Origin of the sequence: Streptomyces vastus, assembly GCF_039532825.1 — a bacterium.
In the GTDB taxonomy this organism is placed as follows: domain Bacteria; phylum Actinomycetota; class Actinomycetes; order Streptomycetales; family Streptomycetaceae; genus Streptomyces; species Streptomyces vastus.
The window spans coordinates 58,730-82,285 of record NZ_BAAASJ010000036.1; the positions used below are offsets into that span (position 1 = coordinate 58,730).

21 protein-coding genes and 1 pseudogene are annotated in these 23,556 nt (G+C 69.4%); 5 read left to right on the top strand and 17 right to left on the bottom strand.

What is annotated here, in order from left to right:
* Positions 1 to 8 precede the first annotated feature (8 nt).
* The gene (gene tsaB, locus ABD357_RS18455; RefSeq protein ID WP_344391385.1) at positions 9 to 662 is read right to left on the bottom strand and encodes a tRNA (adenosine(37)-N6)-threonylcarbamoyltransferase complex dimerization subunit type 1 TsaB; all 654 of its coding nucleotides are present in this window, start codon (positions 660 to 662) and stop codon (positions 9 to 11) included.
* Between the two features lie 121 nt (positions 663 to 783).
* On the opposite strand from tsaB, the gene ABD357_RS18460 reads away from it, so the two are divergent.
* Positions 784 to 1,338 carry a hypothetical protein gene (locus ABD357_RS18460; RefSeq protein ID WP_344391386.1) on the top strand — a complete coding sequence of 185 codons (555 nt, stop codon included), beginning with the start codon at positions 784 to 786 and terminating at the stop codon, positions 1,336 to 1,338.
* A gap of 569 nt (positions 1,339 to 1,907) precedes the next feature.
* Here ABD357_RS18460 and tsaE read toward each other — a convergent pair.
* From tsaE to alr, 3 genes are all read right to left on the bottom strand, one after another.
* On the bottom strand, positions 1,908 to 2,465 hold the full coding sequence (tsaE, locus tag ABD357_RS18465; protein WP_344391388.1) for a tRNA (adenosine(37)-N6)-threonylcarbamoyltransferase complex ATPase subunit type 1 TsaE: 558 nt from the start codon (positions 2,463 to 2,465) through the stop codon (positions 1,908 to 1,910).
* Between the two features lie 88 nt (positions 2,466 to 2,553).
* Complete coding sequence (locus ABD357_RS18470) at positions 2,554 to 3,771, bottom strand: alpha/beta fold hydrolase (RefSeq protein ID WP_344391390.1); 1,218 nt, start codon at positions 3,769 to 3,771, stop codon at positions 2,554 to 2,556.
* 69 nt (positions 3,772 to 3,840) lie between these two features.
* Positions 3,841 to 4,983 carry an alanine racemase gene (gene alr / locus ABD357_RS18475; RefSeq protein WP_344391392.1) on the bottom strand — a complete coding sequence of 381 codons (1,143 nt, stop codon included), beginning with the start codon at positions 4,981 to 4,983 and terminating at the stop codon, positions 3,841 to 3,843.
* A gap of 121 nt (positions 4,984 to 5,104) precedes the next feature.
* On the opposite strand from alr, the gene ABD357_RS18480 reads away from it, so the two are divergent.
* Entirely contained in the window at positions 5,105 to 6,556 is a 1,452-nt protein-coding gene (locus ABD357_RS18480; protein ID WP_344391393.1) for an NAD(P)H-hydrate dehydratase, read from the top strand.
* 19 nt (positions 6,557 to 6,575) lie between these two features.
* Here ABD357_RS18480 and ABD357_RS18485 read toward each other — a convergent pair whose 3' ends face one another.
* Both ABD357_RS18485 and ABD357_RS18490 read right to left on the bottom strand, forming a co-directional pair.
* A complete protein-coding gene (locus tag ABD357_RS18485) occupies positions 6,576 to 6,947 on the bottom strand; it encodes a holo-ACP synthase (protein ID WP_344391584.1) in 372 nt (123 codons plus the stop codon).
* A 459-nt stretch (positions 6,948 to 7,406) separates the two neighbouring features.
* Positions 7,407 to 7,631, bottom strand: coding sequence for a hypothetical protein (locus ABD357_RS18490; protein ID WP_344391394.1), 225 nt, complete (start codon positions 7,629 to 7,631; stop codon positions 7,407 to 7,409).
* Between the two features lie 170 nt (positions 7,632 to 7,801).
* Between ABD357_RS18490 and coaA the strand changes: the two genes are divergently transcribed.
* The gene (gene coaA / locus ABD357_RS18495) at positions 7,802 to 8,791 is read left to right on the top strand and encodes a type I pantothenate kinase (RefSeq protein WP_344391395.1); all 990 of its coding nucleotides are present in this window, start codon (positions 7,802 to 7,804) and stop codon (positions 8,789 to 8,791) included.
* Positions 8,792 to 8,814: 23 nt separating this feature from the next.
* Positions 8,815 to 9,359 (top strand): annotated as a pseudogene (locus tag ABD357_RS18500) (hypothetical protein).
* Here the strand turns inward: ABD357_RS18500 and glmM are convergent.
* From glmM to rplM, 3 genes are all read right to left on the bottom strand, one after another.
* A complete protein-coding gene (gene glmM / locus ABD357_RS18505) occupies positions 9,356 to 10,717 on the bottom strand; it encodes a phosphoglucosamine mutase (RefSeq protein WP_344391396.1) in 1,362 nt (453 codons plus the stop codon). The pseudogene ABD357_RS18500 and the gene glmM overlap by 4 nt on opposite strands.
* Positions 10,718 to 10,916: 199 nt before the next feature.
* On the bottom strand, positions 10,917 to 11,438 hold the full coding sequence (gene rpsI / locus ABD357_RS18510) for a 30S ribosomal protein S9 (RefSeq protein ID WP_344391397.1): 522 nt from the start codon (positions 11,436 to 11,438) through the stop codon (positions 10,917 to 10,919).
* A 41-nt stretch (positions 11,439 to 11,479) separates the two neighbouring features.
* Positions 11,480 to 11,923: a 50S ribosomal protein L13 gene (gene rplM / locus ABD357_RS18515; protein WP_344391399.1), complete on the bottom strand. Its 444-nt coding sequence runs from the start codon at positions 11,921 to 11,923 to the stop codon at positions 11,480 to 11,482.
* Between the two features lie 289 nt (positions 11,924 to 12,212).
* On the opposite strand from rplM, the gene ABD357_RS18520 reads away from it, so the two are divergent.
* The gene (locus ABD357_RS18520; RefSeq protein ID WP_344391400.1) at positions 12,213 to 13,085 is read left to right on the top strand and encodes a hypothetical protein; all 873 of its coding nucleotides are present in this window, start codon (positions 12,213 to 12,215) and stop codon (positions 13,083 to 13,085) included.
* A 92-nt stretch (positions 13,086 to 13,177) separates the two neighbouring features.
* Here ABD357_RS18520 and ABD357_RS18525 read toward each other — a convergent pair whose 3' ends face one another.
* From ABD357_RS18525 to ABD357_RS18560, 8 genes are all read right to left on the bottom strand, one after another.
* Positions 13,178 to 13,930, bottom strand: a complete 753-nt coding sequence (locus ABD357_RS18525) for a polyprenol monophosphomannose synthase (protein ID WP_344391401.1) — start codon at positions 13,928 to 13,930, stop codon at positions 13,178 to 13,180.
* A 76-nt stretch (positions 13,931 to 14,006) separates the two neighbouring features.
* The gene (locus tag ABD357_RS18530; RefSeq protein ID WP_344391404.1) at positions 14,007 to 15,878 is read right to left on the bottom strand and encodes a glycosyltransferase family 39 protein; all 1,872 of its coding nucleotides are present in this window, start codon (positions 15,876 to 15,878) and stop codon (positions 14,007 to 14,009) included.
* The gene (locus ABD357_RS18535) at positions 15,875 to 17,971 is read right to left on the bottom strand and encodes an ArnT family glycosyltransferase (protein ID WP_344391405.1); all 2,097 of its coding nucleotides are present in this window, start codon (positions 17,969 to 17,971) and stop codon (positions 15,875 to 15,877) included. Before ABD357_RS18535 ends, ABD357_RS18530 begins: the two co-directional genes overlap by 4 nt.
* The gene (locus ABD357_RS18540) at positions 17,968 to 19,017 is read right to left on the bottom strand and encodes a glycoside hydrolase family 26 protein (protein ID WP_344391406.1); all 1,050 of its coding nucleotides are present in this window, start codon (positions 19,015 to 19,017) and stop codon (positions 17,968 to 17,970) included. The genes ABD357_RS18535 and ABD357_RS18540 overlap by 4 nt, the downstream gene beginning before the upstream one ends.
* Complete coding sequence (locus tag ABD357_RS18545; protein ID WP_344391408.1) at positions 19,014 to 20,609, bottom strand: glycosyltransferase family 2 protein; 1,596 nt, start codon at positions 20,607 to 20,609, stop codon at positions 19,014 to 19,016. Before ABD357_RS18545 ends, ABD357_RS18540 begins: the two co-directional genes overlap by 4 nt.
* 177 nt (positions 20,610 to 20,786) lie before the next feature.
* Positions 20,787 to 21,647, bottom strand: coding sequence for a tRNA pseudouridine(38-40) synthase TruA (truA, locus tag ABD357_RS18550; protein WP_344391409.1), 861 nt, complete (start codon positions 21,645 to 21,647; stop codon positions 20,787 to 20,789).
* 74 nt (positions 21,648 to 21,721) lie between these two features.
* The gene (gene rplQ, locus ABD357_RS18555; protein ID WP_344391410.1) at positions 21,722 to 22,276 is read right to left on the bottom strand and encodes a 50S ribosomal protein L17; all 555 of its coding nucleotides are present in this window, start codon (positions 22,274 to 22,276) and stop codon (positions 21,722 to 21,724) included.
* Between the two features lie 253 nt (positions 22,277 to 22,529).
* On the bottom strand, positions 22,530 to 23,552 hold the full coding sequence (locus ABD357_RS18560) for a DNA-directed RNA polymerase subunit alpha (protein ID WP_003966937.1): 1,023 nt from the start codon (positions 23,550 to 23,552) through the stop codon (positions 22,530 to 22,532).
* Between the last annotated feature and the right edge of the window lie 4 nt (positions 23,553 to 23,556).

The following is a 23,556-nucleotide window of genomic DNA, read 5'->3' on the forward strand; positions in this document are numbered from 1 at the left end:
CACGGGAGTCACTTGGGGGTGACCACCTTGTAGTTCTTGGGCACCTGGGCGTCGGGGCGGCGCAGATAGAGCGGCCGGGGGGCGGGGAGTTCCTCGCCCTTCGCCAGCTTCTCGGCCGCGAGGGACGCGAGCGCCGACGCCGAGACGTTCTCGGGCTCGTACACGTCCGGGAAGGTCCCGGGGTAGAGCAGCGCGCCCGCACCGACCGAGGGCAGACCGGCGACCGCGTCGGCGATCTCGGCGGGCCGGTCCACGGCGGGCCCGCTGACGCGCGTACGGGAATCGGAGTACCGCGCCCAGTAGACCTCCTTGCGCCGCGCGTCGGTCGCCACGACGAAGGGGCCCTGTATGTCGGCCGCGTACGCGAGTCCGTCGAGCGTGCACAGTCCGTACACGGGAACGCCCAGCGCGAGCCCGAAGGTGTCGGCGGTCATCAGGCCGACCCGCAGGCCCGTGTACGGGCCGGGTCCCACGCCCGCGACGATGCCGGTGACGGCGTCGAGCCGCCGCCCGGCCTCGGTGAGCACCCGGTCGACGGCGGGCAGCAACAACTCTCCGTGCCGACGCGCGTCCACCTGACTCGACGAGGCGACGACGGACGTCCCGTCATGCAGGGCGACGGAGACGGCGGGAGTGGCGGTATCAAGAGCGAGCAAGAGCACGCGAACAGCCTACGGCGCCCGGGGCGCAGGCACCGTCGCCCAGGTCCCACGGGCCCCTCCTGCTACCGTCACCTCAACTGTCACATTGACACGTATGTCGTACGAGAGGTGGGCACCCAAGGTGGCTAGGAGCAGCTCGGGATTCGTGGCCGGGCTCACCGTGACGGCGATCGCCGCAGTCGGCTTCCTCGCCTATCAGGCGTCCGCCAACGTGCCGGACACACTGGGCGCACCGCCCCGGACCGCCTCGTCCCCCGCGGCCTCCGCCCCGTCCCCGAGCGCCGAGTCGAACGCGGCGGCGCTGCCCGCCCGGTCCGGCACCGGCCGGCGGGTCGTGTACTCGGTGCAGGCCGACCGGGTCTGGCTGGTCGCCGCGAACGACAAGGTGCGCCGCACCTTCGCGGTCACCCCCGGAACGGTCGCCCCCACGCCCGACACCTACGCCGTCACCTCTCGCTCCGGCTCCATCACCGGCTCCGACGGAGTAGCCGTCGAACACGTCGTCCGCTTCGCGAACGTGGGCGGCACGACGATCGGCTTCAGCGCGGCGGTGGACGGGTCGACCTCCGCCCCCGATCCCGGGAAGAAGCTGGGTGGGATTCGGGAGTCCCGGGCGGATGGGGACTCGATGTGGGAGTTCGCGACGGTCGGAACGAAGGTTGTCGTCGTGGACTAGCACCTCCCCTACGACGGGATGGGGGGCCTACGGGGGTGGGTTGTTGGGGTTCGTTGGGCGGCTGACCGGCCCACGTCCCCTCCCGCCGGTGGGCAAGGGACGCGCCCTTGAGGGGCGCGGGGAACTGCGCGACAAGCCACGACGGCGCCGCAGCCGCGACACGACGTGTCACCCCCACCCCCTTGCGAGGGTCTGGGGCGCAGCCCCAGTTTCGGGAAGGGGCGGGCCTGGGGAAAGAAACCCCTGCTTACGCAGCCTCGCGATGCTGCCGCCCCTGCGCCGCGGGCGCCCGCGGCGCAGGCGCCGGGTCCCGCGGCGGCGTAGAGACGACGCGGGCGGCGGCGCAAGCCGCCAGCAGCTCGCGCACCGAAACCACGCCGGCTTCCGCAGGAACTACCGCGTCACGATCCGAAGTCGACATGGCCGCCTCCTGGGGCTCCCGGAGCAGACGTGGTTAGGTAACCCTAACCAACACCGGTACCCATATGAACACGCCGAAGCCGCCCCACGCAACCTCTTGCCGACGCCATGTCGGAACGTTACGGAACCCGGCCCTCAAGGCCCCCGCCTCAAGCCGAGAGCACACTCAGATCCACGGACACCCACCGCTCCCCCACCCCGCGGAGCACCACATGCCGGACCTCGTCCGTCTCCGGGGGTCCAGGGGTCGCCACCGGGGAAGATGCGGTGCCCACCGTCCGGTGGATGAACACATGCAGCCGCTCCTCGGTCAGCTCCTCGACCTTCCCCTCGCCCCACTCCACGACGATCACCGAATCGGTCAGCGAGACATCGAGGTCGAGATCCTCCATCTCGTCCAGCCCGCCGCCCAGGCGGTAGGCGTCGACGTGGACGAGCGGTGGCCCGTCGCCGAGAGGGGGGTGCACGCGGGCGATCACGAAGGTGGGGGACGTGACCGCACCCCGTACGCCGAGCCCCTCGCCGAGCCCACGGGTCAACGTCGTCTTGCCCGCGCCGAGCTCCCCGGTGAGCATCACCAGGTCGCCGGGGCGCAGCAGCTTGGCCAGACGGCGGCCCAACTCCTGCATCTGATCGGGGGAGTTGACGGTGAGCCGGGTGGTGACGCCATCAGGCGCCGGGAGGTGCGACGTTGCGCGTTCTTCCATCATCACTCACTTGCAGTAGTACACTGATCACGTCCCGCAAGGGGTCGGTCCGGGCTGGACCGCAGCCGCAGGCTGGAAGCCGCCTCCGTCAGGAGGTGGCGGAGTCACAGCCACCCACGGTAGCGGTGGTTGGCATCGCCCCCGCGCGGGCGAGCAAATCAGCGAGGCGGTCGGTGACGACTGCCGGGTGCTCCAGCATGACAAGGTGCCCGGCATCCGGCACCAGTACCAGCTCCGCGTCCGGCAATACGTCCGCGATCGCCTCGCTGTGCTCGCTCGGCGTGACCAGGTCCTTGACACCGGACAGTACGAGGACGGGCAGCTCGGCGAAGTACGCCAGCGCCTCCGTCTTGTCGTGGTCGGTGAACGCCGGATAGAACTCGGCGACCACATCGATCGGCGTGCCCTCGATCAGCCGCTCCGCGAACCGCGCGACCGCCGGGTCGACGTCCTTGGACGCGAACGAGTACCGCTTGATGATCCCGGCGAACAGATCGGCCGTGGCCCGCCGCCCCTTCTCCACCAGCTCGGCCCGCTGCCCCAGCGCCTTCAGTACGCCGGGCAGCACACGCCGCACCGCGTTGACCCCCGCAACCGGAAGCCCGAAGTTGACCTCTCCGAGCTTCCCCGACGACGTACCGACGAGAGCGACACCGACCACCCGCTCGCGGATGAGATCGGGGTACTGGTCGGCAAGGGCCATCACCGTCATTCCGCCCATCGAGTGTCCGACGAGCACGAGCGGACCCTCCGGTGCAGCCGCGTCGATCACGGCTTTCAGATCGCGGCCGAGCTGCTCGATGTCGAGCGGCACGCCGTCCTGGACCTGTGCGACACCGCGTCCGGAGCGGCCGTGGCTGCGCTGGTCCCAGTGGACTGTGCGTACGACACCGCGCAGGGCGGCCCGCTGGAAGTGCCAGGAGTCCTGGCTGAGGCAGTAACCATGGCTGAAGACGACGGTGACGGGAGCCGGGGCCTTGCGCCCGAACAGTCTGCGGCGGCGGGGGGTGAGCGTGGCGTCCTGCTCGACGTCGTCGATCTCGTAGTAGATCTCCGTGCCGTCGTCCGCGGTCGCCGTGCCGGGCATGCCGCGCAGTGCGCCGTACGGACCTGCCGAGTCGAGGGCGAGCCGGGCCTTCTGGCGCATGCCGCGGCCGACGGTGAGCCGCTCGATCGCGACTCCGGCGGCGGCGCCTGCGGCGACGACGCCTATCGCGGTGCCGACGATGCCCGCTTTACGCCAGTTCCCGGCGCTCCCCGCGGCGGAGGCCACCGAGGCGACGGCCTCCGCCCTGCTCTCGCTCACGTACCGCTCCTCTTCGCCGGTGTGTGGTCCCGGGGCCGTCCCCGGAAAGCTGCGTACCCGTCTTGGGGGTTATTCACTATTCACGTGGACGCGCGGCACGCGGGTTCCGATCCGGGTCACGATTTCGTACGCGATCGTGCCCGCGGCCCGGGCCCAGTCCTCGGCGGTCGGCTCACCTTCATCGCCCGGCCCGAACAGCACCACGCGTTCCCCCACCATCGGCTGGTCCCCGCCGAGATCGACGGCGAACTGGTCCATCGCGACCCGCCCCGCCACCGTCCGCCACTTGCCGCCGGCCAGGACGGGCCCGGTGCCGGAGGCGTGCCGTGGGATCCCGTCCGCGTACCCCACGGGCACCAGGCCGAGGGTCGTGTCGCCCGGTGTGACGTAGTGGTGCCCGTAGCTGACGCCGTGCCCCGCCGGCACGCGCTTCACCAGTGCGAGCGAGGCCGACAGGGTCATCACCGGCCGCAGCCCCAGCTCCGCCGCGGTGCCGAGGGCGGGGCTGGGCGAGATGCCGTACGTCGCGATTCCGGTGCGTACGAGATCGAAGTGGGACTTCGGAAGCGTGAGCGTGGCGGGCGAGTTGGCGATATGCCGCACTTCTGGGCTTATGCCCTGCTTCTCCGCGTACGCCACCATCTCGCGGAAGGCGGTGAGTTGGGCCCCGATGGAGGGATGTCCCGGCTCATCGGCGCAGGCGAAATGCGACCAGAGCCCCGTGACCCGGACCAGCCCTTCGGCCTCGGCACGCAGGGCTGCCGAGACCAACTCGGGCCAGTCGCCCGGCTGGCACCCGTTACGTCCGAGTCCGGTGTCGGCCTTGAGTTGAACTCGAGCCGTACGCTCCGCGGCGCGTGCGGCCTCGACGGCTTCCCGCAAGGCCCAGAGCCCGCTGATCCCGAGGTCCACGTCGGCCGCGACGGCCTCCTGCCAAGGGCCGCCGGGCGTCCACAGCCAGCACATGATCCGCCCCTGCAGCCCCGCCTCGCGCAGAGCCAGGGCCTCCTCGGGCGTGGCCGTCCCGAGCCAGGTGGCCCCCGCTTCGAGCGCCGCCCGGGCACACGGCACCGCCCCGTGTCCGTACGCGTCGGATTTCACGACCGCCATCAGGGCGGCATCCGGTGCGTAGGCGCGCAGGGTCCCCACATTGGCCGCAAGGGCAGCCAGATCGATCTCGGCGCGGGCACGCGCGGACGCTGTCTCATTCATTGCGCCCAGTGTCTCAGAGCCCACTGACAGCCCTGCCGAGCCCGTACCTCTGTGAGCACCGGGCTCGCCCGGGGTACCGAGCCGGCGCCCGCAAGGCCGCCGCGTACGCGAGACTCGGCGTATGCGTAGTGCGTACGGAGTGGAAACGGTGCGGGCCGCCGAGCGGGAGTTGATGGCGCGGCTTCCGGACGGGGCGCTCATGCAGCGCGCGGCGGCCGGACTGGCCGCGGCCTGTGCCGAGTTGATGGGGCGGGTGTACGGCCGCCGGGTCGTCCTGCTCGTAGGAAGCGGGGACAACGGCGGAGACGCCCTGTACGCGGGAGCCCGCCTCGCCCGCCGCGGCGCGGGTGTCACGGCCGTACTGCTGTCCCCCGAGCGGACGCATCCCGGCGGGCTGGCCGCGCTGCGCCGGGCAGGCGGCAGCGCACTCCCGACCCGCCGGGAGAACGAAGACGCCGCAACCGTCGAGCGGGCGATCCGTTCCGCCGATCTCGTGGTCGACGGAATCGTCGGGATCGGCGGCAAGGGCGGACTGCGCCCCGACGCCGCCCCCCTGGCCGAGTTGGCCGAGTCCTCCCGCGCCGCCGTCGTCGCCGTGGATCTGCCGAGTGGTGTCGAGGCGGACACCGGCGAGGTACGTGGCGCGGCGATCCGAGCCGATCTGACCGTGACCTTCGGCACGCACAAGCCGGGGCTGCTGATCGATCCGGCACGGGAGCACGCCGGTTCGGTGCGGCTCGTGGACATCGGACTCTCGCTGCCCGACGAGGCCGAGGCGGAGGCCCTGCAACATGCCGATGTGGCTGCGCTGTTGCCTGTTCCGGGCGCCGAGAGCGACAAGTACCGGCGCGGTGTCGTGGGGATCGCCGCCGGGTCCTCGCGGTATCCCGGGGCGGCCGTACTCGCCGTGGCGGGCGCGCTGCGGGGAGGAGCCGGGGCCGTACGGTACGTCGGTCCCGCCGGGGACGCGGTGATCGCCCGCTTCCCCGAAACGCTCGTCTCGGACCAGGGCCCGAAGCGGGCCGGGCGGGTGCAGGCCTGGGTCGTGGGGCCGGGGGCCGGCGACGACGCGCAGAGTGTGGCGGAGGTGCTCGCCCAGGACGTACCCGTCCTCGTGGACGCTGACGGCCTCCGGCTCGCGGACCGGGATCTCGTACGGGCCCGGAAGGCGCCCACGCTGATGACGCCTCACGCCGGTGAGGCCGCCGCCTTGCTCGGTGTCTCGCGGGAGTCGGTCGAGGCGGCGCGGTTGCACTCCGTGCGGGAGCTGTCGGAGCGGTACGGGGCGACGGTGTTGCTGAAGGGCTCGACCACGCTGGTGGCTTCGCCTGGGCGTGGGCCGGTCCGGATCAACGCGACGGGAACGTCCTGGCTGGCCACGGCGGGCAGCGGGGATGTGTTGTCGGGGCTCGCCGGATCACTGCTGGCCTCAGGGCTGAGCGCTCTGGACGCCGGGAGCGTGGCGGCGTACCTCCACGGGCTTGCGGGGCGGTTCGCGGCGGACGGGGCGCCGATGGGCGCGCACGACGTGTCCGAGTCGATCCGCTCCGCGTGGCGGGACGTCATGAGCTGACGTGGTCTTGGAGGGACCTCTACCCCTCCGCGACGACCACCGCCGAAGCGACGCCCGCGTCATGGCTCAGCGACACATGCCAGGACCGGACCCCCAGCTCGGCCGCCCGCGCGGCGACCGTCCCCGTCACCCGCAGCCTCGGCTGCCCGCTGTCCTCGACGACGACCTCCGCGTCCGTCCAGTACAGCCCGCTCGGCGCCCCCAGCGCCTTGGCGAGCGCCTCCTTCGCCGCGAACCGGGCCGCGAGTGACGCGACCCCGCGCCGCTCGCCGCTGGGGAGCAGCAACTCGCTTGGAAGGAACAACCGTTGGGCCAGCGCGGGCGTCCGCTGCAGCGACGCCTCGAACCGCTCGATCTCGGCGACATCGATCCCCACCCCGATGATCACGATGCCACTCCCATGGGGCCGTAACCCACGACTGCGCACATGCGCGGCAGCTTATGCCTCCGGCGGTTGAGCGGGGGCGCCTACCGGGGTGGTGGGTTCGGTTCGTGGGCGACTGCGGGTCCGTCGTGGCTGGTCGCGCCCCGCGGCGGAGCCGCAAATGTCACAGCCCCGCGCCCCTAAAAGCAAAAGCCTGCGACTCACGGCGCCCCGAGCTAGCCCGTACCCCCGACTACCCGCAGTCTCCCACCGGTGGGAGGGGACGTGGGCCGGTGCGTCGTATGCCCGTCGCTCAGGTTCTGTCTCAGGAAACCCGCACCGTGTACCAATACCGGGCCGTATGCCCAGCCTGCGACGGGCTGACGCACCGGCCCACGGCCCCGACCCACCACGCACCTAAGGGGCGCGGGGAACTGCGCGAGCAACAACCCACCCACCCGCACCCGAAACCGTTCAAGCCAGCGCTCAGCGCCCCCGCTCGACCCGCTCAATCGCTTCCCGCACCAGCTCCAAGTACTCCACTTCCTCACACCGCGGCTTGCTGCCCATCTCGTACAGGTCGATGCAGTCGTAGAGGTACTCCCCCAGGTCCTCGTCCGGCAGATCTGCCGCCAGCTCGCTGCTCACGCTCGCCTCGAAGTCCGCGTCAGCACGCGCCGATCTCCACCGCACCGCATCACGAATACGCATGGCCACAGCCACTCCCAACCCCCAGCACCCGCCGGAAGGCGGCTCGCTCCCGGCTGCCCGGACCGTATCCCCACCGACCCCGCAGGTCCATACTTTCCCCACAACTCATCCGCAGCCAGACGTGACGGACCCCACCCGCCGCTGCGCCTCTGCTCCCGTAACAATGGACTGTGATCTCTTCGGTCTCCATGTCGCCGCGGAGCGCCCACCGGTCCAGGCCGGAGGCGACTCCCTACGTCGACCTCACCCGTGCCGAGTGGAGCGCGCTCCGCGAGAAGACGCCGCTCCCGCTGACCGCCGACGAGGTCGAGAAGCTGCGCGGTCTGGGCGATGTCATCGACCTCGACGAGGTACGCGACATCTACCTGCCGCTGTCCCGGCTGCTGAACCTTTACGTCAAGGCCACGGACGGACTGCGCGGCGCCCTGAACACGTTCCTCGGCGAGCAGGGCTCGCAGTCCGGGACGCCGTTCGTCATAGGGGTCGCCGGCTCCGTGGCGGTCGGCAAGTCGACCGTCGCCCGTCTCCTCCAGGCCCTGCTGTCCCGCTGGCCCGAGCATCCGCGCGTCGAGCTGGTCACCACGGACGGCTTTCTGCTGCCGACCAAGGAGCTCCAGGCGCGTGGCCTGATGTCGCGCAAGGGCTTCCCGGAGTCGTACGACCGACGCGCCCTGACCCGTTTCGTCGCGGACATCAAGGCCGGCAAGGACGAGGTCACCGCGCCCGTCTACTCCCACCTGATCTACGACATCGTGCCGGGTAAGCGGCTCACCGTGCGCCGCCCCGACATCCTGATCGTCGAGGGCCTGAACGTCCTGCAGCCCGCCCTGCCCGGCAAGGACGGCCGCACCCGCGTGGGCCTCGCCGACTACTTCGACTTCAGCGTGTATGTCGACGCACGGCCCGAGGACATCGAGCGCTGGTACCTGAACCGTTTCCGCAGGCTCCGCGAGACGGCCTTCCAGAACCCGTCCTCGTACTTCCGCAAGTACACCCAGGTCTCCGAGGAGGAGGCCCTCGACTACGCCCGTACGATGTGGCGGACGATCAACAAGGTCAATCTCCTGGAGAACGTGGCCCCCACGCGCGGCCGCGCCACCCTCGTCCTGCGCAAGGGCCCCGACCACAAGGTGCAGCGCCTGAGTCTGCGCAAGCTGTAGCCAGGCCCGAATACGCTGCCGGAATGCTGCATCTGCGCCTGATCACGCCGTCCGAGAGGACCGACGGCGTGGTCCGCCTGATCGAGAAGACCGTCGGCACCACGCATCTCGTCGTGATGCAGGGCGCCGCCCGCAACCCCGCCGGGGACGTCGTGATGTGCGATGTGGCGCGCGAGGCGGGCGACGAACTGCTCGGTGAGCTGCGGGCGTTGGACATCGACAAGTGCGGCTCCATCGCCATCGAGAACATCGACCTCTCGCTGTCGGAGCGCGCCGACAAGGCGCGCGACGACGCACCGGGCGAGGGCGCGGACGCGGTCCTGTGGGAGCACCTGGCGGACGCGACCCACGAGGAGTCGACGCTCTCGGTCACGTACATCGCCTTCCGGCCGCCGCCAACGCGGTGGTGGCCCTGAGCTACGGGGACACAAAACAGACGGTGGGCTCGACCGGGCAGCTCCCGCTGAACCTGCTCGGCATCATCCTCGCCGACACGCTCACACTGCTCGCCCAGAGGTTCTTCTGGGCCAAGCAGCGTGAACGCAGCGCCGAGAAAGCGCAGGCCTAGCAGGCCAGCGCCGACTTCACCACGTCGGCGAGCCGCCCCGCCACCGACCGCGCCTGGTCGAGGTCGGCGGCCTCCACCATCACCCGTACGAGCGGCTCCGTACCCGACGGACGCAGCAACACCCGTCCCGTGGAACCGAGTTCGCGCTCGGCGTCGGCGACCGCGGCCCTCAGCTCTTCGGAGGTGCTCACCCGCGACCTGTCGACGTCCGGCACATTGATCAGTACTTGCGGCAGCCGGTCCATGACGGACGCGAGGTCCTGGAGCGTACGTCCCGTCTGGGCGATCCGGGCCGCCAGCAGCAGGCCGGTCAGTGTGCCGTCGCCGGTGGTCGCGTGGTCCAGGATGATCACGTGCCCGGACTGTTCGCCGCCGAGCGCGTAGTCGTGCTGCTTCATCTCCTCCAGGACGTAGCGGTCACCAACCGCCGTCTGCACCAGCGACAGCCCCTCGCGCTCCATGGCCAGCTTGAAGCCCAGGTTGGACATGACCGTCGCGACAACGGTGTCGGAGCGCAGTGCGGAACGCTCCCGCATCGCCAGCGCGAGTACGGCCAGGATCTGGTCCCCGTCGACGTCGGCGCCCGTGTGGTCCACAGCGAGGCAGCGGTCGGCGTCGCCGTCGTGCGCGATGCCCAGGTCGGCGCCGTGCTCGACGACGGCGGCCCGCAGCAGGTCCAGGTGCGTGGAGCCGCACCCGTCGTTGATGTTCAGGCCGTCCGGCTCGGCTCCGATGGTGATGACCTCGGCACCGGCCCGGGTGAAGGCCTCGGGCGAGACCAGGGCGGCAGCGCCGTGCGCCTCGTCGAGGACGACCTTCAGACCCTCCAGGCGGTTTGGCAGTACGGCGGTCAGATGCGCCACGTACTGCTCGAAGCCCTCGTCGTACGACTTCACGCGCCCGACGCCGGCACCCGTCGGCCGGTCCCAGGGAGCGCCGGTGCGGTGCTCCTCGTACACGGCCTCGATCCGGTCCTCCAGCTGGTCGGCGAGTTTGTGGCCGCCACGCTCGAAGAACTTGATGCCGTTGTCCGGCATGGCGTTGTGGCTGGCGGAGAGCATCACGCCGAGGTCGGCGCCGAGTGCGCCGGTGAGGTACGCCACCGCCGGCGTCGGCAGCACGCCCACGCGCAGGACGTCCACGCCCGCGCTGGCGAGGCCGGCGACCACGGCGGCCTCCAGGAACTCCCCGGACGCCCGCGGGTCCCGCCCGACCACCGCCGTCGGCCGGTGGCCCTCGAAGGTGCCCGCCTCGGCCAGTACGTGCGCCGCCGCGACGGACAGGCCGAGCGCCAGCTCAGCCGTCAGGTCCGCGTTGGCAACACCGCGCACGCCGTCCGTGCCGAAGAGTCGTCCCACTGGTGTCCTCCGAACATGCTCAGAAATTGCGGCTCAAGCCGAGTGTCCAGGTAGGGCCTTGCTCACGTATATCCCCAGTTCCCAGGCTGACGGACGGTGACGTAAGGCCGTAATAAGCGCCTACTTGCCGTAAACGCCACGCCCCGGCGGCACAGGAGTGCCGCCGGGGCGATGTTGCGTGCAGAGCACGCGGTAACGACTAGCGCTTGCTGTACTGCGGGGCCTTACGGGCCTTCTTGAGACCGGCCTTCTTGCGCTCGACCGCACGGTCGTCGCGACGAAGGAACCCGGCCTTCTTCAGGGCGCCACGGTTGTTGTCCACGTCCGCCTCGTTCAGAGCGCGGGCGACGCCGAGGCGCAGCGCACCGGCCTGGCCGGAGACGCCGCCACCCGCGATGCGGGCGACCACGTCGTAGCGACCGTCGAGCTCGAGCACCTTGAAGGGCTCGTTGACTTCCTGCTGGTGCACCTTGTTGGGGAAGTAGTCCTCAAGGGTGCGACCGTTGATCTTCCACTTGCCGGTGCCCGGGACGATCCGGACGCGGGCGATGGCGTTCTTGCGGCGCCCCAGTCCGGCGGCCGGCTGCGGCTCGCCGAAGCGGGAGGCCAGGGACTCCGAGGTGTACTCGCCCTCGACGGGGACCTCGGACTCGGTGGTGTACTGCTCGATGTCTACGAGCTCAGTCTCTTCGACCGGCTGCTCGGGAGTGGTCTCGGCCACGATTCTCCTCAGATTCTCTTCAGTCTTAGGGGTGGCCGGACTTACTGCGCGACCTGGGTGATCTCGTACGGCTGCGGCTGCTGCGCGCCGTGCGGGTGCTGGTCACCCTTGTAGACCTTCAGCTTCGAGAGCATCTGACGGCCCAGCGAGTTCTTCGGGAGCATGCCCTTGACGGCCTTCTCCACAGCCTTCTCGGGGTTCTTGTCCAGCAGCTCGTCGTAACGGACGGAGCGCAGACCACCCGGGTACCCGGAGTGGCGGTAGGCCAGCTTCTGGGTCCGCTTGTTGCCGGACAGGTGGACCTTGTCCGCGTTGATGATGATGACGAAGTCACCAGCGTCGACGTGCGGAGCGTAGATCGGCTTGTGCTTGCCCCGCAGAAGGGTGGCGGCGGTGGTCGCCAGACGGCCGAGAACGACGTCCCGGGCATCGATGACATGCCACTGGCGAGTGATGTCGCCGGGCTTGGGGCTGTACGTACGCACGGTTCGTAGCCTTCGCTTCTTCAGTGAGTGGGTCCTGACAAGGCCACCACGGACGATCACGACAGCCCTGACCGCACGGCGGCGACGCAACCGCATGCAGATCGCTGGTCATCGGCCCCGGTGGACCGGTGTAAGGGCCTCTCACGTGAGAATGAGCAAGCCAATACACATAACGAAGGGCAAGAATAGCTCCGGCGGCCCACACGGGTCAAAACGCGCGAGCAGCGAGAGTTGGCGCTGTTACTGGTGTGGGACCAGTACACCCCTTGTCCCGTCTAAGATGCGCCCCATGAGCTTTGGGCAGGGGGGACCTCAGTGGGGTCCCGGGGGATCGGGTTCTCAGCCGCCGCAGTGGGGCAGCCAGACCCCCGACTGGGCGGCGCTCGCCGAGGCGTCCGAGTCGCGCAACAGGCGGCGCAGGTGGCTGATGGTCGGCGGTGGCGCGCTCGCCACCGTCGCGATAGGCGCGGCCGTCGCCGTGGCCGTGGTCTCGGCCGACGGCGACAACGGCCAGGCGGCGAACCGGCCTGCCTCCGAGCTGCCCGCCTCCTCGGACATCCCGCCGGACACCACCGGCCCCGAGCCGTCGTTCGCGGAGACCTCGGCGCCTCCCCCGCTGGACCCGAAGGACTTCATCTCCAGCAAGCAGAAGGACACGGCTCCGCTCAGCCCGGACATTCTGTTCCCCGGTTCGCGGCTGACCATGGGCGAGAGCCGCTACGAGAAGGGCAAGACCGCGTCCACGAAGGACTGCGCGTCGGCCGCCCAGGGCACGCTCGGCACGGTCCTCACGAAGAACGACTGCACGCGGCTGATGCGCGTCACGTACTCCCTGGACGGTGTGGCGGTGACCGTCGGCGTGGCCGTCTTCGACACCGAGGCCCAGGCGACGAAGGCCAAGGACGACTCCGACGACAAGAGTGTCGTCCAGTCACTGTCGGGCGACGGCGTCCCCGAGTTCTGTCGCTCGGCCGTCTGCCGCTCGACGACCAACTCGTACGGCCGCTACGCCTACTTCACGGTCGCCGGCTTCACCAACGGCAAGGACGTCACCCAGAAGGACACCAAGGTCTTCTCCACCGGCGACGACCTCGCGGAGTTCTCCTTCCGTCAGATCCGCCGCCGCGGGGAGGCCCAGGCTACGGCCGCGGCCAACGAGTAGTCAGCCGCGGGGAGTTGAGCAGGCGTCGGCCGGCAGGCGGGCAGCTGGAAGGCGGCGGCTGAGCGACCACCGCCGGCAACCAGCCCCGTTCGCTACTTGTGCTTCAACCGCAGTCGCACCGGCACCACCGCCGACTCCAGCTGCGTACGCAAGGTCATCTTCGAGACACCCTCGGTACGCTCCTCGAAGCGGATCGGGATCTCGACGGCGCTGTGACCGGCGCGTACGGCCTTGTACTTGAGCTCGACCTGGAAGCTGTAGCCCGCGCTGTCCAGGGAGTGCAGGTCCACATCCTGCAGGGTCCTGGCCGACCAGAGGTTGAAGCCGGCCGTGATGTCGCGGATCTTCGTGCCGAGCACGGTGCGCGCGTAGCGGTTCGCGAAGCGGGACAGCAGTACACGGTGTGCGCCCCAGTCCTCGTCGAGCGAGCCGCCCTCGACGTACCGGCTGCCGATGACCAGGCCGACACCGGAGGCCACGGCGGTGCCGAGCATCCGTGGGACCGCTTCCACGGGGTGGCTGCCGTCGGCGTCCATCTGCACGACGTACTCGGCGCCTTCGTCGACGGCGGCGCTCATGCCCGCCACGTACGCGCGCCCGAGGCCGTCCTTCTCGGTCCGGTGCAGCACGCTCATCCGGCGCCGCCCGTCCCAGTTGTACTTCTCCGCCAGCTCCTCGGCCATCCGTCCTGTACCATCCGGACTGGAGTCGTCCACGATCTTCAAGTGCAGCCCGTAGAGCGGCAGTTGGAGCACCGCCTCGGCCATTCTCGGCAGGTTGGCGGCTTCGTTGTACGTAGGCATCACCACGGTGACCGCCACGTCCGCCCCCACGTCGTACACCATTTCCCTTTTCCCTCCCCATGTCCCTTGCAGGGACCCCCACGGGCGCGGGCCTTCCCGGCGCCCGTACCAAACCAGCTCAGGTGTGCACCTTGCGCTTGCCGGCGTCGTCCTTTTCATCGGACGAGTCGTCGGTCGCCGCGCGTGTCCTTTCGAGGAGCACGAGCTGGAGACTGTCCAGCTTCCGCGTCTTCACGGTGCGGAAGCTCTTCTGGATCGCGGTCGCCGTCTGCTTCGGCATGCCGCTGAACGGATTCCCGTCGAGCGTCGTCGCGACGAGCCACAGGCGGTCGGCCTTCGCCAGGCACTGCGCGGGCTTGGGGCACTCGGCGGCGCCGAACGAGCCCAGCTCCTGCGGAGTGCGGTACATCAGCCAGTCCTTCGGGCGGCCGGCATTGTCGCGCAACTCGTAGTCCATGGCCCGGCGTTCGGCCATCACACCGCTGAAGACGATGCCGTCGCCCTTCTTCTGCCCGTCCTCGATGATCCGGGCGGCGCCGCGGAAGTCCGGCTCGCCCAGCGCGTTCACGCGGGTCTCACGGATGCCCGGCTGCGCCTGGAAGGCGAGCCCGGCGACCGCCGCCGCAGCGAGCACCCAGCCGAAGCCGCGCCGCACCGCCGCCCCGGAACCGGCCTTCGCCCCGGCGACCGGACCGGCGAGCCGGCACACGGCCACGGCCGCGAGCAGCACCCACGCGGGCGCCGTGAACAGCAGATAGCGCGGCAGAAAGAGATGGAGCTGCGCGGCTGTGACGTACGTGGCCAGCGGCGGCAGCACGATCCAGACGGCCAGCGCGAGAGCCCGCTTGCCCGCGAAGAGCAGTCCGAGCGTGCCGAGCGCCATCACCGGCACGGCCACCGCCCAGGATCCGAAGAGGTTCTTCGGGAACTCGATCAGGTCTCTGAGCACCGGGTTGTTCCAGGCGATCTGCCCGCTCTGCCCCGATCCCGAGACGGCCATGGGGATGACGAAACACAGACCCAGGGTGCAGGCGGCGGCATAGGCCCAGCCAACGATCTTGTCACCCTCGCGCCGCGCGATCAGGATCATCACCAGATGCGCGCCGAGCACCGCCATCGAAGCCAGATGGCTCCAGCCGATCAGCGGCACCGACAGCGTGTAGGCGACCCACACCTTGAACGACGGCTTGTCCAGCGCCCGAGCGAGCAGCCACGTCGAGAGCAGCACGGCCGCCACCGCGAAGGCGTACGGCCGGATCTCCTGCCCGTACCGCGTCGTCGCGGGGACGACGGCGAAGGCCAGCCCTGCGAGCAGCCCCGCCTGCGTGGTGAACAGCCGCCGCCCGAGCAGGGCGAGCAGACCGGCCGAGGCCGCCATGGCCACCGCCCCGGGGATCCGCATCGCCGTCGGTGAGTCGCCGGCGACGGCGATCCAGGCGTGCATGAGCACGTAGTACGGCGTGAACACCACGTCGATGGAACGGATCAGCATGCTCAGGTCGTGGAACGACAGCGTCGCCGCCCACCAGGTGGCGTGCTCGTCCCGCCACAGCTGCCGCTCGCCGATCCCGCGCCAGATCATGGCGAAGGCGAGCGCCGTGGGCACCAGGAAGGTCAGCACACCGGCGAGCCGCCCGCCTTCCGGCTCGTCGGGCTCCTCGTCGGCGGCCTCGGGCTCCTCCGCCTTGGACTCCTGCTCGGGTCGGCGGGGCCGGGCCGGGGGCGGCACGACCGGAGAGGGCTCGGGGGTGTAAGTGTCCTGGCCGGGCTGGGCGTACGAGCCGGGATCCGCGTACGTACCAGGGCCGGCGTATGTGCCAGAGTCGGCGTACCCACCGGGCTGGGCGTAGGCGCCCTGACCGGCATACGTCCCCTGAGCCGCGTAGTAGCCGCCCTGACCCGCGTAGTAACCGCCCTGACCCGCGTAAGGATCATGGCCGGAAGCATCGGGATGTCCGCCGCCGTACGGAGTGGAGGCATTGACAGTCATCGCTTCACCCAAATCCGGTAGGCGTGCTCACCGCTGCTAGTGGTGAAGGGGAAGACGGCGGCCAGCCGGTAGTGGGAGTTGCCCTTCAGCCCCTCCTTGACCGCCTTGTACGTGTCGGGACTCACCCCGCCGTGCATCACGATCGCTTCGAAGTGCCCCTCACGGACTGCCTGCCGGAATGCTTCGGGGCCGGAGTACTGCTTCTTGTCCTTCTTGCCGCGGTAGTCCATGAAGTAGGAGTTCTGCCACTGCCGCCAGTCCGTCTTGTCCCGCAGGTAGTAGCCCGGGACCTCCTGCTCCTCGGCCAGGTACTCACCCTTCTTGTCGACCACCTTGCGCATGTACGCGATCATCTCCGTGGAGTCCGGGAAGCTGTACGCCCGCTGCGCCTGGACCATGCCGAACACCAGCACAAGGACGTACAGCAGGATCCCGAGCTGCGGATGCCGGAAGTGCGGGCCGACCAGGCGGGCCATGCCGAGTCCTGCCATCGGCGCCGCGAAGAGCAGGCCGAAGCCGACGTGCTTGTAGAGCGAGATCTCGGTCTGGAGGTGGATCTGGTACGCGGGGGCGAGCAGCGCGGTGCCGGTCAGCAGCAGGCCGAGCAAGGCGCGCCGCCAGCGGCCCGGGGTGGCGGCGCCGATCCATGGCATCTCGCCCATGCGGCCGCGGATCACGTACGCGATCGAGCCGCCCAGCGCGGCCAGGAAGACAAGACCTCCCCACTCCGCGCTGTGCTGGAGCATCGTCGCCGCGGTGTCCTGGCCTTTCGCGCGGTCGGTGGTGGTGGAGCTGATGCCGCCCAGCGGTCCGGAGAAGTAGTAGCCGACACCGAGGAGGGCGACGACACCCGTGCCCAGCACCACTCCCCGGCCCAGCGCTCGGATGCCGCGGTGCCGGTGCGCGGTGATCACGGCGAGGAGGACGAGGGTCGGCAGATAGAGCCCGGAGGCGTACTTCACCCCGAAGGCGAGCGCAGCCGGCGGTGCCGCGAGCAGCACCGCGAAGGCGCTCATCCGGTCGGTTCGCACCACCGCCCAGGCCGAGAGCGCGAGCAGGAAGACCGCGGCGGCGTCGTACGTGGCGAAGTTGCCGAGCACGCTCGTCGACTGGATCACCGAGAACAGCGCGGCGGCACCGAGCGCCGCACGGAGGTTGAACAGCCGCCGGGTGAGCGAGTAGAGCAGCCCCGTGGACCCCAGCATGAACAGCAGGCTCACCAGCCGTACGCCGGTCAGCCCGAACCGGCTGTCCACGATCGCCGCGAGCACCGGGTACAGCTTGGGATGCCCGGAGAAGTAGGCCGCGAAGTCGACCGGCAGTTTTGTGCCGTGCAGCAGGTTGGCCAGCTCATAGTGGCCGGACGCGACGTACAGCGCCTCGTCCTGGAAGGCCGTCCCCTTGAGGCGCAGGGACAGCCCCGCCTGCACGAGCAGGATGAACAGCAGCACCCCACGCCCCAGCAGCTTGCTGCGCCGGGTGTCCACCGACCACGAGGACTCGGGCACAGCCGGCAGCGTGTACCCCGGCTTCTCCGGCTGCGCCTGCGCCTCGGGCTCCGGCTCGACCGCGGTGTAGCGCGCGTACGGGTCGAAGGGCGCGTAGATCTGGAACGTCACCTGGTCCAGGTATTCGGACGTCCGCCCGTTGAACCGCCAGGTACCGGTCTCGGTCAGCTGCCGCCCGCCCGCGGCGTCCTCGTCGTACATGGGATAGGTCGGGTACACGGGAGGCGGAGCGCTCTGCACGTACTGCCGCAGGCTCTCGTTCGCGACCTGCCGCTGCTGCGCCTGCGGGTAAGACTGCTGGTTCCCTTGCCCGTACGGCTGCTGGTTCCCTTGCCCGTACGGCTGCTGCCCGGCCTGCGCGTACGGCTGCTGGTTCCCCTGCCCGTAAGGCTGCTGATTGCCCTGATAGGGCTGCTGACCCCCCTGGTCGTACGGCTGCTGCTGGTTCCCGTGCCCGTACGAGGACTGCTGCTGCCCCTGCCCGTAGCCCTGTTGATTCCCCTGCTCGTACGCGTACGGGCGCTCGTACTCCCCGCCGCGCAGCTCCGAGTCCTCCGCCCAGGTGGGCGTGCGTCGGTCCGTCATGGCTTGGTCACATCGAATCCGAAGCTCTGGCTCTGGGCCTGCTCCCGGAAGGTCTTCTGGGACAGCGGACCGCTGTTGATGCGCCAGTCGGTCTCCTTGTCGAAGTTGAACCAGACGAACCCGATGACGTCCTCGCGCTTCGCCGTCCCCTGGAAGAGGTCCTTGATGTCGGCCGGCTTGCGCTCACCCGCCTGCGCGGCGGTCTCCGCAATGATGAACGGTTTCTTCGTGAAGGTACGTATCTGGGTCATCGTCGGCCCGTAGAGCGACTGGTACGTCGAGGGGCCGGTGGCCGCGTAATAGCCGACCACACCGACCCAGTCGACGTACTCGTCGCCCGGCCAGTACGGCTCGAGCTTCACCTTCGGCATCGGATGCGTGACGTTCGGGCTCCACACCCAGATGACCTGCGTCGCGCCCTCGTCCGCGAAGATGTCGTGGATGTGCTTGTACGCGGCGGTGAACTGCGCGGCCGTGGCCTTCTTGGTGCCCCACGGGTACCAGAAGCCGTTCATCTCGTGCGCCCAGCTGATCGCCACGGGCAGGTTCAGCTCCTTGACGGAGCGCGCGTACTCGCGGATGTACTCGTCTTCCTTGCCGCCGGCGATGTCCTTCAGGCTCGTCTCGAAGGGCTCCCAGGCGATGAAGGACACCGCGCCGTAGTCCCAGGAGTTCTGCACCAGACGCGTCTCGTACTGGTCGCCCCAGGCCGAGTAGAACTCGATGAGGTTGGGCTTCTTGCCCGCCTTCTCGGCGAAGTCCTTGACGGCGGTCATCTTGGCGGGGGCACCGTCGGCGGCAAGCCCCAGGTAGTCCTTGTCCGGCTTCAGCAGCGGCCGGACGTCGTACGGCGGCTCCGGCTTCGCGGACTCGCTCTCCTCGGCGGAGGGATCGGCGTCCGGCTGCTCGCCCTGGCTGCGCTCGTACTGGTCGCGGCCCTCCTCGGAGAAGGTGCTGCATCCGGCGAGCAGCGCACCGGCCAGCAGTGCGGCGGCGAGCGCCCGCACGGGCCGGAGTGCGTGGACGGAGCGTACGGAGAAAGTCATGCGGTCGCTTCCTGCGCCTCCTGGCCACGGGGCTGTACGAGGACGCGACCGACGACCATCGCGTAGAACAGCCCGGCCGACAGCATCAGCGCGAAGTCCGGCGGATAGAGGGTGAGCATGCGCCAGGCGGCGACGACGATCCAGACCAGGGCGGTGCCGCCGGTCCAGAAGATCATGCAGTTCCAGTAGCGGCGCATGCCGTTCTTCTTGGCGCCGTCCGAACCCGTGGGCTTCCAGCCCATCGGACGGCCGCGCAGCACGTCCCAGATCGCGAAGACATGCGACCACCCGTACATGATCCGGACGGACCAGGCCTCGAGCCGGTACGGCGCCCGGTGCCACAGCGGCAGCACCAGCGTCACGTACGCGACACTCGGCAGCACCCACAGCGCGGCCTCGGCCCGCAGCAGATCGGGGCGCAGGATCATCAGCGCGAGCGGGATGACGGGCGCGATGAACGTGGCGAGCGCGGTCTGCAGGTAGTAGAGGAAGCCCGAGACGTAGCACAGCCGCGTCTGGAACTTCAGGTCCATCTCCCAGAACCGCTTGCTGGTCAGCAGCTCCAGCGAGCCCATGCACCAGCGATACTGCTGGTTGTGGAAGGCACCGGCCGTGTCGGGGCACACCCCCGCGGACAGGGCGACCGGCACGTAGCGCAGCTTCCAGCCGAGGGCCCGCAGGTCGAAGCCGGTGTACATGTCCTCGGAGTGCTCGATCAGCGTGATGCCGCCGATCTGCGCCAGGGCCTCACGCCGGTAGATCGCGCAGGAGCCCACGCAGATGGACCCGTCCTTGTCCTCCCGGGAGGTCTGCACGGAGCGGTAGAACTGCTCCTGCACCGCGCCGGCCCCGCGCTCGATCCAGTTCTGCCGGTCGACGATGCGAAAGAACTGCGGCGACTGCACGATGCCGATCTTCGGGTCGTCGTCCATGTACGGCAGCAGCTCGTCGAGCAGATCGGCGCGCGGCGCGAAGTCGGCGTCCAGGATGAGTATGTGGTCGCCGTCGGTCTTCTCGAAGGCGTGGTTGAGGTTGCCGGCCTTCTTGAACCAGCCCCGGTTGGGCCGCACCACGTAGTGGAAGCCGAAGTCGTGCGCCATGGCCCCGACCTCGTCCTCGGCGGCGTCGTCGAGGACGTACGTCTTCACCTCGCCCTGGTAGCTGGCCGCGAGCCGGTTCACATGGACCCAGGTGTTGTGCAGCACCTCGATCGGCTCACCGCACACCGGCAGGAAGATGTCCACGCTCGGGTACACGGCGGGCTGCCACCGGCGGACGAGCCGCTTGTGCCCCTTGATGTCGAAGTCCTTGCTGAGCCCGTCGAGATACAGCGAGATCAGATAGTCCGCGATGATGAACGCCAGCAGCGGCAGCGTCAGCCAGAACCACGGGCTCGACGCCGTGAACAGAAACTGGCTCATCGCCAGGCACGCGAAGCTGATCAGCGAGCCGATCGTCAGCACCCACAGGTACCGGCGCGCGTACGAGTACTTCTCCGCGTCGTCCGGCGGCTGCGGCAGCAGCCCATGACTCTGCGGCGCCCGCCTGCGACGTCCGTTCTGCGGAACAGGAGCAGTCCCCACTGCACTCATGCACAAACCCCCCGGGCCGGTCGAGCCCGTTACCCCCACCCAAGCCCGGCCACTACCTGATCGAACCCAAGGCCGAGCAGCGGCATCGTAACCGAGTTTCAGTAGTTACGCCCGAACATACGTGTTACGCAGGGGTTTCCGTGCCCGCAACAGCGGGCATAAGACACGCCTTCTCACTCAGCAGCACCCCATCGCCCCGGGCAACGACCGCCGGTTCCGCGCCTCCTTGTTCCGCGCCGCCAGGAGGTCGTCCGCCGGGTACCCGACCTCTTCCAGCGTCAGCCCGTGCGGCCGTACGACATGCACCGCCGAGTCCCGGACCCCGGCGGCGAGCACCTTCCCCGGCCAGTCGGCAGCGCGGTGCCCGTCGCCTACGAACAGCAGCGCCCCGATCAACGACCGCACCATGTTGTGGCAGAAGGCATCGGCCCGCACTGTGGCGGTAATCACCCCGTCCGCCCCCCGCGCAAGGCTCAGCTCCTGGAGCGTACGAATGGTGGTCGCCCCGTCCCGCTTCTTGCAGTACGCCGCGAAGTCGTGCTCTCCGAGCAGGGACCGCGCCGCCTCGTTCATGGCGCCGACGTCGAGCGGCCAGTCGTGCCAGAGGATGTGGCTGCGCAGCAGAGGATCGACGCCACCCGGGTTGTCGGTGACGCGATAGGCGTACCGCCGCCAGATCGCCGAGAAACGGGCGTTGAAGCCGCTCGGCGCCTCCCTCACGGACCAAACCCGCACATCCTTCGGCAACCGCCCGGCCAGCCGCTTGAGCAGCTTCTCCCGATGCTCGGCCCACAGCCCCTCGGGCAGATCGACGTGCGCCACCTGACCCCGGGCATGCACCCCGGCATCGGTCCGCCCCGCCACGGTCAGCTCGTACGTCGTCTCCCGCGACCGAGTCACCGTACGCAGCGCATCCTCGACCTCCCCCTGCACGGTCCGCCGCCCTCCGGCCTGCTTGGCCCAACCGGAAAACGCGCTCCCGTCATACGAAAGATCAAGCCGCACCCGTACGAACCCGGGCTCTACCTCGTCACTCACACCTGGATCCTTTCAGGGACACGAAAACGGGCCCGCCCCCTCAGGGGCGGACCCGCACGACGCGAGGTGAAACCTCAGGCGTCCTTGGACTCGTCGCCCTCGGCAGCAGCCGGCTTCGCGTCCTCGACGACCTCTTCGGCCTCGGCCTCAGCGGCCTCGTCCTTCTTGAGAACGTCTTCCTTCTGGAGGGTGTCCTCCTTCTTGAAGGCGTCCTCCTTGACGGCACGCTTGGTCGCCGCCTCCGCCTCACCGGTGGCCTCCTGGGCCACGGTCAAGGCCTCCACCAGCTCGATGACAGCCATGGGCGCGTTGTCGCCCCGACGGTTACCGATCTTGGTGATGCGGGTGTAGCCACCCGGACGGTTCTCGTACCGCGGGCCGATCTCGGTGAAGAGCGTGTGCACGATGCTCTTGTCCGTGATGACCTGGAGCACCTGGCGGCGGTTGTGAAGGTCGCCCTTCTTCGCCTTGGTGACCAGACGCTCGGCGTACGGCCGCAGACGGCGGGCCTTCGCCTCGGTGGTGGTGATCCGGCCGTGCTCGAAAAGCGCCTTCGCAAGGTTCGCAAGAAGCAGCTTCTCGTGCGCGGCACTGCCGCCCAGACGGGCACCCTTGGTGGGCTTCGGCATTTGTGTTTCTCCTAGGTGTCTGCCCCGGCCGTATGAGGTACCGGGGTCAGTATCCGAGCAGGCGGCCGCCTGTCGGAGATCCGGGCGCCTTTTTCAAGGCGCCCGGAGGGTCCGCGCCCCAAAGGGGCGCGGGGCTGTATCAATTTGCGGCTCCGCCGCGATGGGGGTCCCCCCGCTCGAGCGAAGCCGAGAGTGGGGGAGCGACCACCCACAGCGGACCCGCAGCCAAAAATCCGGCCTACTCGCGGAGCGACTAGTACTGCTCGGTCTCCACGAAACCGGCGTCCGCGTCGTCGTCGGCGCCAAAGGCGTCGGCGGCAGCGGTCGGGTCGAATCCGGGCGGGCTGTCCTTGAGCGCCAGGCCCATACCGGCCAGCTTCGCCTTGACCTCGTCGATCGACTTCGCACCGAAGTTACGAATGTCGAGCAGGTCGGCCTCGGAACGAGCCACGAGCTCACCCACGCTGTGGATGCCCTCACGCTTGAGGCAGTTGTACGACCGAACGGTGAGCTCAAGCTCCTCGATCGGCAGCGCCAGATCGGCGGCGAGGGCGGCGTCCGTGGGGGACGGACCCATGTCGATGCCCTCGGCGTCGATGTTGAGCTCACGGGCAAGCCCGAACAGCTCGACCAGCGTCTTACCGGCGGACGCCATGGCGTCACGCGGCCGCATCGCCTGCTTGGTCTCGACGTCGACGATCAGCTTGTCGAAGTCGGTGCGCTGCTCGACACGCGTGGCCTCGACCTTGTACGTGACCTTCAGAACCGGCGAGTAGATGGAGTCGACCGGGATACGGCCGATCTCCTGGCCCACCTGCTTGTTCTGCACGGCGGAGACGTAACCACGGCCACGCTCGACCGTGAGCTCCATCTCCAGCTTGCCCTTGCCGTTGAGCGTGGCAAGAACCAGATCCGGGTTGTGCACCTCGACACCGGCCGGCGGCGCGATGTCGGCGGCGGTCACCAGACCCGGCCCCTGCTTGCGCAGGTACATCACCACGGGCTCGTCGTGCTCACTGCTCACGACCAGCTGCTTGATGTTGAGGATCAGGTCGGTGACGTCCTCCTTGACGCCCGGCACGGTGGTGAACTCGTGCAGGACACCGTCGATGCGGATGCTGGTGACAGCAGCTCCGGGGATCGACGACAGGAGAGTACGACGCAGGGAGTTGCCGAGGGTGTAACCGAAGCCCGGCTCCAGCGGCTCGATCACGAACCGGGAGCGGAATTCGTCGACGACCTCTTCGGTCAACGAGGGACGCTGAGCGATCAGCATGTTG